This is a genomic window from Mycoplasma milvi (genome assembly GCF_048284715.1).
GTDB lineage: Bacteria > Bacillota_I > Bacilli_A > Mycoplasmatales > Metamycoplasmataceae > Mycoplasmopsis.
On sequence record NZ_JBLWAH010000004.1, the window covers coordinates 1 to 13,872 of the forward strand.

Genomic DNA, 13,872 nt, shown 5'->3' on the forward strand with positions numbered 1-13,872 from the left:
TAATGTATTCAGACATTTTAATGAATTATTTAATTACTATTCAGTTTCCAAAGAATATATAAATAACGCTAAAGGCGTTTTTTTATTTTCAAAAATAAGATATAATTACGCTGTAATACAAAAAAAGGGGAAATTTTGCGCACTTTAATATTTAAAATAAAGAACCAATGAAATAATTTCTGAAGCAATAAAGAATTAACCAAGAAGGTTATTTTTACCTCATTCCTTTTAATAATTTATATTATGGGTACCACAATTACTGTTCCATTTGTAAGACTAGTTAATGCAGATGAGATTGGTAATAACTCATTTTTAAACACCCTTAATTTAATTGGCGGTGGTGGATTAAGACAATTTTCATTATTTGCCTTAGGAATCAGCCCATTCATCAATGCTTCATTGATAATGATGATCCTTCAATCCAAAATCTTTCCTCCCATTCATAAATTGAGCCAAAGTGGACCTCAAGGAAGAAGAAAGATAAATGTAATCACAAGATTTCTTACTCTTATTATCTCATATCCTCAAGCTGTATTCTTACTTAAGACTTTAACAGCTGGAGGAAGAAATTCATTTATTGGATTTGATTTAGCAGGAACAGGAATATCTGAAGCTACAATGGCTTATTTTATACTTCCAGTTATTCTTACTGCTACTTCATTATTTGCTCTTTTTATTTCTGAACAAATTACAAATAAAGGTGTTGGAAATGGAACTAGCTTAATTATTTTTACAGGTATTGCAGCTAGACTTCCATTCCAGTTTAAAGAAGCATTTATCCACTACATTGGATTAGAACCTTCAAAACTTTCTAGTTCATTGGTTGGAATAGTAAACTTTACAACATACATCCTAGTGTATTTAGTAATTATTATGATTATAGCAATTGTATATACAGCTGAAAGACATATACCTATTCAACAAATTGGAGCTGGTAGATCAAAAAATAAAAAAGATATGGGTAATTTACCTATTAAATTAAACCCAGGTGGGATTATGCCTATTATTTTTGCTATGATGGTATTATCATTCCCTACAATGATTGCTAATATACTTCCAGATACCAATGCTTCTAAACAATGAATTAATCAAAACTTACAATTTACACAACCTATTGGATTTACACTTTTATTGGTTATTATTTTTGCTTTCTCTTTAGTAATGGGAATTCAACAATCTAAGGTTGATAAAATTGCTGAAGACTTCGCAAAAAACTCAACATTTATTCCAGGGGTTAGACCAGGAGAAGAAACACAAGATTATTTAATTGCTATTGTGTTTAGATTAAGTGTTTTCTCATCTATTTATTTACTAATATTAGGTGGAATGCAATTTGTTGAAATTATGGCAGGAATTTTACCAAGCGTAATTTCATTTGGTGGTACAGGATTAATGATTTTAGTTAGTGTATCACTTGAAACAGTGAGCCAATTGCAAGCTCGCAGAAAGACATATAGATTAGCTAAAGCTAAGAGAGAATCAATGAAAAATATTGAAAACTATGAAGCTAACAGCGTCGAAGGACTATTATGATAAACAATTTAAAAACTAACATTATTTTCATGGGGCAACCAGGAGCTGGAAAAGGAACTGTAGCCTCATTAATTGCAAGTAAAAGCAATTTAATCCATGTTTCTACAGGAAATATATTTAGAAAAGAAATTGAAGAACAAACAGAATTAGGATTAAAAGTAAAAAATATTGTTACAACAGGTGGATATGTACCTGATGAAATTACTAATGCAATCGTTAAAAATTCACTAGAAAAACTAAAGAAAGAAAATAAATATTTTATACTTGATGGATTCCCTCGAACAATAGCTCAAGCAGAATTTTTAAAAACATTAACTGACTTTAAATTTGTGGTTGTTGAACTAAAAGTTGATAAAGCAATTATTTTAGATCGTTTAAGTGGAAGAAGAACTTGTTCAAAATGTGCTGAGAGTTACCACGTAAAATGCAAGCCTTCAAAAGACAATCGTACATGTGATTTATGTGGTGGGGAACTAATTCAAAGACAAGACGACACAGAAGAAAGAATCGCACATAGATTAGATTTATATGAAGAACAAACTAAACCATTATTAGACTATTATGCTAATTTAAACGAATTAAATGTGATAGATGCTTCACAAACCCCTGATTTAGTGGCAGATAAAGTTCTTAAATTAATTGAAAAAAATGATAAAATATAAAAACTTTAGAATAAAGTAGAAAGGATTTTTACTATGATAACTATTAAAAATCCAACAGAAATCGAAAAAATTTCTAAATCTTGCAAAATCTTGGCAGAAGTCAAACAAGTTATTTGGGACTTTGTAAGACCAGGTGTTTCTTTAAAAGATATTGATCAATTGGCTTTTAAAGAAATAATAAAAAGGGGAGCAAAACCTGCATTCAAAGGTTTATATGGCTTTCCTGCTACAGCATGTATATCTGTAAATGAACAATTGATACATGGTATACCAAGTGATTATGTCCTTAAAGAAGGTGACTTAGTCAGTGTTGACTTAGGTTGCATTTGAGAAGGATATAATAGTGATAGTGCATTTACTAAGGGAGTTGGCAAAATATCAGCAGCTGATCAAAAATTAATTGATATAGCAAAAGAGTCATTTTATGCTGGATTTAAAGCTATAAAAAAAGGTGCAAGAGTTGGAGACATCTCTTATGCCATTGGTAAGTGTATTAAAGAAAATGGATTTTATACACCAGCTGAATTCTGTGGCCACGGAATTGGACGTAAGTTACATGAAGATCCTTATGTTCCAAATGATGGTGTAAAAGGTACAGGACCATTGCTTAGGGATGGCATGGTAATCTGTATTGAACCAATGATTACGCAATGTCCTAAGATTAAAACTCTTAAGGATGGATGAACTGTAATTAGTGCTGATGGAAGTAATAATTCACATTATGAACATACAGTATTAATCAAGAATGGCAAGGGTGTCATTCTAACGAAAGGAATTTAATTGGCTAAAGACGCAATTAAACTAACAGGCATTGTTAAAGAGGCATATTCAACAGATGATTATTCTGTGGAATTAGAAAATGGCGTAGTAATTAAAGCGCATATCTCAGGTAAAATGAGAGTAAATCACATTAGAATCTTACCTGGAGATGCAGTAGATGTGGAAGTAAGTCCTTATGATTTAACTCAAGGACGTATTACATACAGACACAAATAAAGGAGAACTAATGAAAGTTAGAGCAAGTGTTAAAAAAATGTGTAAAGACTGTAAAATTATCAAACGTAAAGGAATTATCCGTGTTATTTGTGAACAACCAAAGCACAAACAAAGACAAGGATAAGAAGGGAAATTAAATGGCTAGAATTTTAAACGTTGAAATTCCTAACAATAAACGTGTTGTTATTTCATTAACATACATTTATGGAATTGGAAACTCATTAGCAAAAGAAATCTGTGCTAAAGCAAACATCAGCGAAGATGCTCGTGTAAAAGATTTATCAGAAGAAGAATTATCAAGAATCCGTGAAATTGCTAAAGAATATACAACTGAAGGTGACTTACGTAGAGAAGTAAGTTTAAACATTAAACGTTTAATGGAAATTAAATGTTACCGTGGAATGAGACACCGTAAAGGATTACCTGTACGTGGACAAAGCACTAAGAAAAATGCTCGTACACGTAAAGGACCTAGAAAAACAGTTGCTGGAAAGAAAGGTAAATAATCATGGCACGTAAGACAAAGAAAAAGAACATTACAAGTGGTGTTGCACACATCCACTCAACAAACCAAAATACAATTGTTACATTTGCAGATGAAAATGGTAATGTTATTGCTTGATCATCAGCTGGAGCAATTGGATACAAAGGTACAAAGAAAAAGACTCCATATGCTGCTGGATTAGCTGCACAAGCTGCTGCAGAAGCTGCTAAAGAACACGGAATCAAAACAGTTAAAGTTGAATTAAAAGGACTTGGAGCTGGTAAAGACGCTGCAAGAAAACAAATCGAAGTTAGCGGAATTACAGTTACAGAAATCAAGGACGTTACACCAGTTCCACACAACGGAACAAGACCTCCAAAACGTATTTTAAAACGTGAACGTATGAAGAAATAATTCGTAAACATATAGGAAGGTACAAACAATGGAAAAATTTAAAAAACCAAATTATTTAGAAAAACCACAAATTAGAGAAACTAGTGAATATGAAACTACATTTTCTTTACAAGGTTTAGAAAGAGGCTATGCTAACACTTTGGGAGTTGCTCTTAGACGTACACTTCTTTCAAGTGTTACAGCACTAGCACCATTCTGTGTTAGAGTCGAAGGTGTTACACATGAATTCCAAACTATTAAAGATGTAGTCGAAGATGTACCAAGTTTATTTATGAACCTAAGAAAAGTTAGATTCACATATGATGCCAATGAAGTTTCAGATAATGAAATTATTAAGGTGACTTTATCTTCAAATGCAATTGGACCTGTGACAGCTAGATCATTAAAAGTTGTTAATAATCCAAGTGTACAAGTTTTAGATCACAATGTGTATCTAGCAACAGTTTCAAGTGAAAATGCATTAAATCTAGAATTATATTTACGTCCTGGACGTGGATATATGTCATTTGATGAAAACAAAGCTTATGTGTCAAGAAGAGAAGCAGAATTAGCAGCTTTAACAGACATTAAAAAGGCTAACTTTATTGCTATTGATTCAAACTTCTCTCCAATTACAAAAGTTGCATATTCAGTTTCTGAATTAAACTCATCATCACCAAAACTAGAAGAAAAATTAGACTTTACAATTCATACAGATGGAACTGTAAAAGCAAAAGATGCTATTAAATCAGCTGCTGAAATCCTAATGGGATTATTCCAAGTAATTGGATCAGTAGAGGATATGAAACTTGATATTTTTGAAGAAGAAGCACCAAAAGTTGAAGAAAAAGAAGAAGATGATTTAGATATTGCTCAAATGGGACTTTCAGTTCGTTCAGCAAACGCTCTTAAGAGAATCAAAAGAACTAAATTATCTCAAATTAGAGAACTTACATTGAATCAACTTGAACAAACAAAGAACTTAGGTAAAAAATCAATTCAAGAAATCATAGACAAATTAAAAGAATATGGTTACGAATTAAAAGAAGGAGATGAGTAATATGGCAAATCCAACTCAAATTTATTCACGTGATACAAAATGAAGAAATGGTGTAATGCGTTCATTAGTGAGCGAATTATATGTTAACGGTAGAATCGTAACAACTTTAACAAGAGCAAAAGAAGTAAGAAGACATGCTGAAAGAATGATTCAAAAGGCTAAAAACCCAACATTAGCTAACAGACGTGCTGTTGCTGCTTATTTACGTCCAATCCAAACAAAAGATGGAAAAGAAGTATTAAAATACTTATTCGAAGATATTGCACCAAAATATACTGAAAGAAATGGTGGATACACAAGAATTATTAAATTACCTCGTCGTCAAGGTGATTCAACACGTATGGCAATTATTGAATTAGTTTAATTTTACAATTTTAATTACACGCAATTAGGTACTTACCGGATAATAAGGTAAGTACTTTTTTATAGCTTTATACTATGCTAAAAACTTGAATAATTGGTATAATTTAGCTATTAATTAATAGCTATTTTAAAAAGCTTGTAAATTTGAAATAAGCAAGTGCTTATTAAAGCTAATAAAGGAGAAAGAAATGAATCAAAAAGTTTTAGTTATCAACGCTGGAAGCAGTTCAATTAAATTAAGTTTATTTGATAAACAAACTTTAGAACTAATTGCTAGTGGTATTGCTGAAAGAATTACCTTACCAGAAGGAAATATCGTTTTAAAATACAATGGTCAAAAATATGAAAGAGTTGTAGCTATGCCTACACATGAAGAAGCAGTTAATGAACTATATAAGTTAATGCAAGAAATTAACTTAATTTCTAACCCTGATGAAATCTCTAACATTGGATTTAGAATTGTCCAAGGTGGAACATATTTCGATCGTACAACTAAAGTAACCGATAAAGAAATTGCTTTAATTGATGAATGCTCAATGTATGCACCTTTACATAACCCAGGAGCAGTTCAAGCAATCTTAGGATTTAGAAAAGTTTTTCCACATGCTAAATTATCTGCTGATTTTGACACAGCATTCCATACAACAATTGATAAAGTTAATGCAACATATGCAATTCCTAAAAAAATAACTGAACAATATAAAATCAAACGTTATGGTGCTCACGGAATTTCACACCAATATATCTCAGAAAAACTAGCTCAAATACTAGGCAAAGAAACTGTAACATTTGTTAACTTACACTTAGGAAATGGTGGTAGTTTATGTGCTATCAAAGACTCTAAATCATTTGATACCTCAATGGGATTAACACCACTAGCAGGAATCATGATGGGGACTAGAAGTGGTGATATAGATCCTTCAATTCATGAATTTGTATGTAAACAAACAGGTATGGGTATTGAAGAATTTACTAATGTGCTAAACAAACAAAGTGGTCTATATGGAGTATCAACAGTTTCAAGCGATATGCGTGATATTACAGCTGCTGCTCGTAACGGAAATGAAGACGCAGCTTTTGCTTTAGAATTATATGCACAAAAAATCGCTGACTATACAGCTCTATATGCAAACAAAATTGGTGGAAATCCAGACGCTATAGTATTTACTGCTGGAATTGGTGAAAACGTAGCATTAATTAGACAAATGGTAATTGACAAGCTATTTTTCAAAAACATTAAGCTTGATCATGAAGCAAATACTGCTCCATTTGATGAATATGCATTAATTTCTGCACCAGATAGCGAAGTTAAAGTTTTTGTTATCCGTACTAATGAAGAATTAGTTATTGCACGTAATGCATTAGAAATTTATGCTAAATAATAAAAATGCCTTGTATGCTGGATCGTTTGATCCGTTTCATCCAGGACACCAAGCAATTGTGGCCAAAGCGTTGCAATTGTTTGATTTAATTTATCTTGTAGTAACATGAAATCCCGATAAGGATAATTGCTCGCGAGTTAGTAAAAACTACCAAATTATAAAAGACTTTTATCAAGATGACCCTAGGGTGATTGTACTACAAAATACAACTAAATTAACTGCACATCTAGCTGATGATCTAGGTGTTCAATGACTAATTCGTAGTGCCAGAAACAATAGCGATTATGGATATGAATTAGAATTAGCCTGTGGAAATAAAGAATTAAATCCTAAGCTAGAAACTATATTAATAGTCCCAGATTGCCAAGATATTAAATATCAATCTAGATTAATCAGACATAAGGAAAAATTCAATGTTTAAATTCGTAAAATCAGCTACTAAAAAAGAAAATTGATATGAGCATCCCTATAATGAGATTGCATTTTGAGGGCGTTCAAATGTAGGCAAAAGCTCATTAATTAACACTATTGTTTCAAATAAAAAGCTAGCCAAAGTATCCAAAACACCAGGAAGAACACAACTTTTGAACTTCTTTCAAAACGAGTATGGAGCTGTCTTTGTTGATTTGCCTGGTTATGGATATGCTAAAGTATCAAATTCTATCTTAGTTGAAATGAATAAAATGATTGATGAATATATTATTAATCGTGGCAATCTAAAATGCTTATATTTATTAATTGATGCAAGACATGGGATTACTAAAACTGATGTTGAACCAATTGAGTTTTTAACTCGAGTTGGTGTTCCTTTTAAAATTGTTTATACTAAAGCAGATAAATTAAAGCAAAAGGAAAAACATCAATTATTAAAGGATATTCAAGCTGCTCGTCAGCTATATGGACCATTTCAATATTTTATTGTCTCAAGTGAAACTAAAATTGGAATTAATGACTTAATTAATGATATTAACGATACCTTATCGGGAGAAAATTATGAAGAAAAGTAATAAGCTATTTATAGCCTATGGAATAATTGGAGCTTTTGCACTTGGTGGAATAATTGGAACCTCTATTTCTATTGCACAGCAACAAAAGAAATTAACTTTAGTACAAGAATTAGATAAGTATCAATTACAAAAAACTTCCAGTTTAAACCAAGATGTTTTAGCATCACAATACGCAAGTAACCCACTTCAAGTAACAAGAGAAAAGTGAGACAGTGATGCTTGAAGTAAAGAGTTAAAAATAGTTGAATTATTAACTCAAAAAGCAGTAGTTGATAATGATGGCAAAAAACCAAGGGTAGAATTTTATCTATATGATAAATCTAAACCATTAGCAGCAATTTTTAATAAGGATGACTATTCATTAATTAAATTTAAGTCATATGCTAACGATTTTGAGGGTGTTTTATATCTTGAAGTAACTTACCCTGTTACAAGCACTATGAAAGAACAAGATGCTTCATTACAAGACAATGTAACTAAAGTATACACACTTTCAGGTTTTAAAAAGTTCCCTGAATTTAACCCATATCAATTAAATAATACTATTTCGATTACTGCTAAGGAATCTGATATTAAACATGATTTTGATTCAATTACTAAATTTAAAGCAAGTTATGATCAAATGCTAGCAGATATAGCAAAATCTAGCCAAGCTAGCATGGACCGTGAAACTTGATTTAAGAAATATTTTGACTTTAACTTAGCTTCTGTAACAGCAATTGATTGAAATAAAGTTACTTTAGAATTCCAAAATGATACTGTTGAAATTCATTATACTTATGGTTACCAAGTGCTTGCAGCAAGTAAAAGTGACCTAAGTAAAGTGGAAAGTTTTTACCCACAAAATGATGCTCAAGGTATCCAAACCTTTAATAATATTTTTAAAGCAGAAGAAAAAGTTACTGCTTAATAACATTCCTTGTTAATTTTTAAATTAACAAGGTTTTTTCTATGCCTTGTGCATTGATATAAAGGCACAAGAATGCATTTTTTAAAAACTTTAAGTCCTAAAAATAGGTAAGAAATAAATTTTTTAAATTGTTGTTATTAGTGATAAAATACATATATAAAAATTACTTATAGGAGTATTATGAAAATTACTGATAAAAGAACTAAATTAGTAGCTACTATCGGTCCATCAAGTGATAACTACGACATGTTACTTTCACTTGTGGAAAATGGTGTTACAACAATTAGAGCTAACTTTAGCCATGGTTCACACGAAGAACAATTAAACAAATTTAAATTAGGAAAAAGAGTTTCACAAGAACTCAAAATCCCTGTTTCATTAATGTTAGATACAAAAGGACCAGAAATTCGTATTGGAAAAATGAAAGATGGTGCTCAAGTAGTGCAATCAGGTTCTGAAGTTTTAATTCACACAACAAGTGAAAAATACCAAACTTTAGAAGGAACATCTACAGAAATCACAGTTGCTTATGATATGGCACAAGATTTAGCTGTGGGAAACCAAGTTTTAATTGATGATGGTAAATTATCAACAGTTGTTACAGAAGTAGGTAAAGGATACGTTAAAGTTAAGGCTGAAAACACACACAAATTAAAGACTAATAAACGTGTTAACTTACCAGGTGTTGATTTCTCATTACCATTCTTAGCTGAAAAAGATATCAATGATGTTAAATTCGGAATTGAAAACGGAATTAACTACGTTGCTGCTTCATTTGTTAACTCAGCACGTAATGTTAAAGAATTAAGAAAATTACTTGACGAAAATGGTGGAAGCCACATTCAAATTTTCTCAAAAATTGAATCTCACTTAGGATGTGTAAACATCGATGAAATTATTGAAGCGTCAGATGGTATCATGGTTGCTCGTGGAGACTTAGGACTTGAAATCCCTTACTACGACGTTCCTTACTATGAAAAAATGATGATCAGAAAATGTCGTGAAGCTGGTAAACCAGTTATCGTAGCAACACAAATGTTAGACTCAATGGAAAACTCACCTCACCCAACACGTGCAGAAGTAACAGATGTTTACTATGCAGTTGAATTAGGTGCTGACTCAACAATGCTTTCAGGAGAAAGTGCAAACGGATTATTCCCACTTGAAGCTGTTAAAACAATGGCTGCTATCTCAAGAAGAGCAGAAAAAGAATTCTACGCAAGAAACTACTACGATGTGCAACTTGAAAAAGTTTGAGCAAACTCAGACCAATCAAACAAACGTTCACAAATCGCTTACAAAATTGCTGAAAAAACAAAAGATGGAAAATACAAATTTGTTGTTACATTATCTAGAACTGGAACATTATTAAAAGAAGTTGCTAAATTTAGACCAAATTCAACAATCATTGGTGTAGTTAACAACCCATTATTAGTAAACGCTTTTGGATCATATTCAAGTGTTTGAACATCTGTTGATTCTGAAGCTTTATTCCCATTAATTAAGAAAGATCACGAAAATGCTGTTACAGCTCTTGAACCATACGGAATTCAAAAAGGTGACCAATTCTTAGTTGTTGAAAACGATGTTATTACAGAACACGTTGTTAAATAATTAACTATTTAAATATTCGCTAATTGTAGCGGATATTTTTTTGCTTTAATGTTATAATTAAGCTAGTTAATAAATAATTATTAATTTTCATGGAATCACAAAATAATTCAACAGGAGAAAACAATGAATAATGTTAATATTTTTGCTCTAGGTGGGCAAGATGAAAATGGTAAAAACTGCTATATTTTTGAACATAATAATGATATTTATGTAATTAATGCAGGTGTAAAAGTCCCAATTGATGCAAACAATGGAGTAGATACTTTAATTCCTGACTTTAGTTATTTAGTTAAAAATAAAGACAAAATTAAAGGTGTCTTTATTACTGATATTAAGAACGAATCATTCTCAGCTTTACCTTGACTATTAATGAAAATTCCTAACTTACAAATTTATACTTCAGCTTTTAATAAAGTTATGGTGCTTGAAAGAATTTCTAAATATGGAATTGATCAAAAAAGTTTTAAAATCAATACCTTAAGAGGAAAAACTAAAATTGGATCAGTAGATGTTATTCCATTCAATTTAACCGGTTCAATGCCAGGGAATACTGGGTTCAACTTTTCTACTGCTGCAGGTGACTATCTATTTATGTTTAATTATGTAGAAGGTGATTTAGGAATCTATGGTAGAACTAATTTTAAATCACTAGCTAACTATTTTAGCCACAAGCCAGTTATTGCTTTAGTAACAGACGCAGGACGCAGCAATGTTACTGGACGAGCAATTGAAAAATATAAATCAAATCTTAAGCTTACTACTGCATTTGAAAATACTGCTAAAGATAAGAGAATTATTGTAGGTGCTTATGGTGAAGAAATGGTTTCAATTCAACAAGTAATTGATTTAGCAATCAAATATAATCGACCAATTATTCCTTATGGAAAAACATATGCTGACTTACTTTATTTAATTTCTAAATTTACTGATAATGTTAAGTTGCCTGAAGTGGTTGATTATAAATCAATAGCTAAATATGATAATGCAGTTATTTTGGTTACAGCAGCCACAGAGCGCTTATATAATCGTTTTGAAAGAATCGCATCAGAAAAAGATGTTTACTTAAAGCTTAATAATGACGATACTATGATCCTTATGGCGCCTCCGGTAAATGGGCTCGAATCTAAGTATGCTGAAATGATGGACTTAGTCGCCAAAATCACCCCTAATATTTATGAAATATTAGATAATGATTATTTCTATTTACGCCCAACTAAAGAAGACTTATTAAACTTAGTAAAACACCTTAAACCAAGTTACTTTATCCCGACTCAAGGTTTATATCGTTATTTAGTAGGCGCAAGTGAATTTATTTGTGATGAACTAAGTAAGAAACAAAATATTGATCCAATTGTGCTGTTGAACGGTAAAATAGCACACTTTCAAGGTGAAAAGTTATTTAGTCATAATGGTAAGATTAAGGAAGTTGGAAATACTATTATTGATGGTTTTGGAGTAGGTGATATTTCTTCAGAAGTTATTGCCGAAAGAGAGGCTTTAGGAAGAGAAGGTGTTATAGTTATTAATGGTCTTTATTCACCTAAGACTAAGAAAATTATTGGACAGTTGCATATAAGCTATATTGGCGTAATTGATGAAAGCGAAATCGAAGAAACCAATGCATTAATTACAGATTTAATTGTTGAAGTATTTAAGACTAAAACATTTACATCAATGAGAGAAGTTAACGAAAAACTAAGAAAAACTATTCGTAAGAAGATTTTCAAATTAAAAGATAAAGATCCTATGGTGGCATTAACATTAACTACAATTTAATAATAAAAAAACACATTTATGCTGTAAAATAATACAGATAAATGTGTTTTTATTTATAAAGGAGAAAAATATGTTTAAACAAATGACATGAAAAGATGCCCAAGCTGTAATAGAAAATAATCCAGCAGACCATCTTTTATTTCTTAATTTCACAACCACTTGATGTGGAGATTGCAAGATGATGAAACCAATTGTTGAATCAGTTGCAAATGAATACAAGAACAACGATAAAATTACTTTTATTAATATTGATGCTGAAGAGGCTAAGCTTTTTAGAGAACACGATAATAAATGAAAAATTCTTAAGGTTCCAACTATGCTTTTACTTCAAGGTGATGAAATTTTAGAACGTGGTTACGAGTATATGCCTATGCAGATTTTGAGCAACTGAATTAGCAAAAAAATCTCATAAAATGCTCATTGATACACCAAGAGCAGTTGCTGAAAAAAATAAGCAGAAAATCCCTTCTGTTTTTTTATTTTTTCAATATAATACAAAAGCAACTATAGCTATGATTTTTAAAGGTTGCTAGCTTGCCAAGATTCAGTTGTCGAGGACAAGTTAGGTTTTTTAAAAGGAGCTATTGTTCAAAAGAACAAAAGGAGACAACACATGAGTAAACTAAATATCAAAGTTAAAGGGTTTGACCACTCATTAGTTGATCAAGCTGCTAAGAAAATTTTTACAGTGGCAAAATCAGCTGGTGCTGAAAAAGTTAGTGGACCAATTCCTTTACCTACAAAAAGAGATGAAGTTACTATCTTAAGATCTGTTCACATTAACAAAAAATCACGTGAACAATTCGAAAGCAGAACACACCAAAGATTAGTTGTAATTACCAATCCTTCTGCTGAAACACAAGATAAATTAAACAGACTTGAATTACCAGCTGGTGTGGATATTCAAGTTAAAGTAAAATAAATTAATACCCAATTTAAGGAGAACAAATGAAAGGAATCTTAGGACGTAAAGTTGGTATGACTCAAATTTTTACAGAATCTGGAAAAAGCGTTCCAGTTACTGTAATAGAAGTACAACCAAATGTTGTGTCAAAAGTTTTAACAGCTGACAAAAATGGTTACGTTGCTACTCAACTTGCTGTATTTGATAAAAAAGCAAGTCGTGTTAACAAACCTGAATTAGGTCACTTTAAAAAAGCTGATACAACACCTAAGCGCTTCGTTAAAGAAGTTCGTGATATGTCAGGTTATGAACTTGGAAGTGAAATCAAAGCTGACATATTTACATCAGGTGAATTAGTAGATGTTACAGGAACATCAAAAGGAAAAGGATTCGCCGGAACAATTAAAAGACACAATCAACACATCGGACCTAAATCTCACGGTGGAGGTGGAGGATCTCAACCTGTTAGACAAACTGGATCACTTGGGGATATCTCAGGTAACAGAGTGTTTAAAGGTATGACAATGCCAGGGCAACTTGGAAATGTTAAAACAACAGTTCAAAACCTTGAAATCGTTAAAGTTGATGTGAAAAACAATTTACTTTTAATTAAAGGTTCAATTCCAGGACCTAAAAAATCTTTCGTAGTAGTTAAGGAAGCAGTTAAAGGTCTTCCAAACCGTGAAGGAATCAAACTTGTTGACATTGAAGAAGTTATGTTAATGAATGAATTAATTGAAAAAGCTAAGAAATTCAATATTGAAGTTACAGTTGGAATGAATTCAACT

The 13,872-nt window shown here is 31.3% G+C and carries 17 protein-coding genes and 1 pseudogene; all 18 read left to right on the top strand.

Annotated elements, in window-relative coordinates; all coding sequences use genetic code 4:
- The first annotated feature begins 135 nt into the window (after window positions 1–135).
- The gene (gene secY, locus ACNQ13_RS02190; RefSeq protein ID WP_416741763.1) at window positions 136–1,536 is read left to right on the top strand and encodes a preprotein translocase subunit SecY; all 1,401 of its coding nucleotides are present in this window, start codon (window positions 136–138) and stop codon (window positions 1,534–1,536) included.
- The gene (locus ACNQ13_RS02195; protein ID WP_418035579.1) at window positions 1,530–2,195 is read left to right on the top strand and encodes an adenylate kinase family protein; all 666 of its coding nucleotides are present in this window, start codon (window positions 1,530–1,532) and stop codon (window positions 2,193–2,195) included. Before secY ends, ACNQ13_RS02195 begins: the two co-directional genes overlap by 7 nt.
- Before the next feature lie 33 nt (window positions 2,196–2,228).
- Window positions 2,229–2,975, top strand: a complete 747-nt coding sequence (gene map, locus ACNQ13_RS02200; RefSeq protein ID WP_416741765.1) for a type I methionyl aminopeptidase — start codon at window positions 2,229–2,231, stop codon at window positions 2,973–2,975.
- A 15-nt stretch (window positions 2,976–2,990) separates the two neighbouring features.
- Window positions 2,991–3,191 (top strand): translation initiation factor IF-1, encoded by a 201-nt coding sequence (gene infA, locus ACNQ13_RS02205; protein ID WP_465223544.1) that lies wholly within the window; start codon window positions 2,991–2,993, stop codon window positions 3,189–3,191.
- Window positions 3,192–3,201: 10 nt separating this feature from the next.
- Window positions 3,202–3,315 carry a 50S ribosomal protein L36 gene (gene rpmJ, locus ACNQ13_RS02210; RefSeq protein WP_078746966.1) on the top strand — a complete coding sequence of 38 codons (114 nt, stop codon included), beginning with the start codon at window positions 3,202–3,204 and terminating at the stop codon, window positions 3,313–3,315.
- 13 nt (window positions 3,316–3,328) lie between these two features.
- Window positions 3,329–3,697, top strand: a complete 369-nt coding sequence (rpsM, locus tag ACNQ13_RS02215) for a 30S ribosomal protein S13 (RefSeq protein ID WP_416738602.1) — start codon at window positions 3,329–3,331, stop codon at window positions 3,695–3,697.
- Window positions 3,698–3,699: 2 nt separating this feature from the next.
- Window positions 3,700–4,089, top strand: coding sequence for a 30S ribosomal protein S11 (gene rpsK / locus ACNQ13_RS02220; RefSeq protein WP_257089267.1), 390 nt, complete (start codon window positions 3,700–3,702; stop codon window positions 4,087–4,089).
- Window positions 4,090–4,117: 28 nt separating this feature from the next.
- A complete protein-coding gene (locus ACNQ13_RS02225) occupies window positions 4,118–5,128 on the top strand; it encodes a DNA-directed RNA polymerase subunit alpha (RefSeq protein ID WP_416741767.1) in 1,011 nt (336 codons plus the stop codon).
- A 1-nt stretch (window position 5,129) separates the two neighbouring features.
- Window positions 5,130–5,492, top strand: a complete 363-nt coding sequence (rplQ, locus tag ACNQ13_RS02230; RefSeq protein WP_418018820.1) for a 50S ribosomal protein L17 — start codon at window positions 5,130–5,132, stop codon at window positions 5,490–5,492.
- Between the two features lie 187 nt (window positions 5,493–5,679).
- Complete coding sequence (locus ACNQ13_RS02235; protein WP_416741769.1) at window positions 5,680–6,873, top strand: acetate/propionate family kinase; 1,194 nt, start codon at window positions 5,680–5,682, stop codon at window positions 6,871–6,873.
- On the top strand, window positions 6,863–7,294 hold the full coding sequence (locus ACNQ13_RS02240) for an adenylyltransferase/cytidyltransferase family protein (RefSeq protein WP_416741770.1): 432 nt from the start codon (window positions 6,863–6,865) through the stop codon (window positions 7,292–7,294). Before ACNQ13_RS02235 ends, ACNQ13_RS02240 begins: the two co-directional genes overlap by 11 nt.
- Window positions 7,287–7,880 (top strand): ribosome biogenesis GTP-binding protein YihA/YsxC, encoded by a 594-nt coding sequence (gene yihA, locus ACNQ13_RS02245; protein ID WP_418027887.1) that lies wholly within the window; start codon window positions 7,287–7,289, stop codon window positions 7,878–7,880. The genes ACNQ13_RS02240 and yihA overlap by 8 nt, the downstream gene beginning before the upstream one ends.
- A complete protein-coding gene (locus ACNQ13_RS02250; protein WP_418027886.1) occupies window positions 7,867–8,790 on the top strand; it encodes an MAG1430 family protein in 924 nt (307 codons plus the stop codon). The genes yihA and ACNQ13_RS02250 overlap by 14 nt, the downstream gene beginning before the upstream one ends.
- Window positions 8,791–8,970: 180 nt before the next feature.
- On the top strand, window positions 8,971–10,404 hold the full coding sequence (pyk, locus tag ACNQ13_RS02255; RefSeq protein ID WP_418018817.1) for a pyruvate kinase: 1,434 nt from the start codon (window positions 8,971–8,973) through the stop codon (window positions 10,402–10,404).
- Between the two features lie 123 nt (window positions 10,405–10,527).
- Window positions 10,528–12,180 (top strand): ribonuclease J, encoded by a 1,653-nt coding sequence (locus ACNQ13_RS02260; protein ID WP_418035580.1) that lies wholly within the window; start codon window positions 10,528–10,530, stop codon window positions 12,178–12,180.
- 70 nt (window positions 12,181–12,250) lie between these two features.
- The gene (locus ACNQ13_RS02265) at window positions 12,251–12,592 is read left to right on the top strand and encodes a thioredoxin family protein (RefSeq protein WP_416741775.1); all 342 of its coding nucleotides are present in this window, start codon (window positions 12,251–12,253) and stop codon (window positions 12,590–12,592) included.
- A 201-nt stretch (window positions 12,593–12,793) separates the two neighbouring features.
- Window positions 12,794–13,102: a 30S ribosomal protein S10 gene (gene rpsJ / locus ACNQ13_RS02270; RefSeq protein ID WP_416741776.1), complete on the top strand. Its 309-nt coding sequence runs from the start codon at window positions 12,794–12,796 to the stop codon at window positions 13,100–13,102.
- 26 nt (window positions 13,103–13,128) lie between these two features.
- Window positions 13,129–13,788: pseudogene (gene rplC, locus ACNQ13_RS02275) on the top strand (50S ribosomal protein L3); the annotation flags it as partial.
- Window positions 13,789–13,872 lie beyond the last annotated feature (84 nt).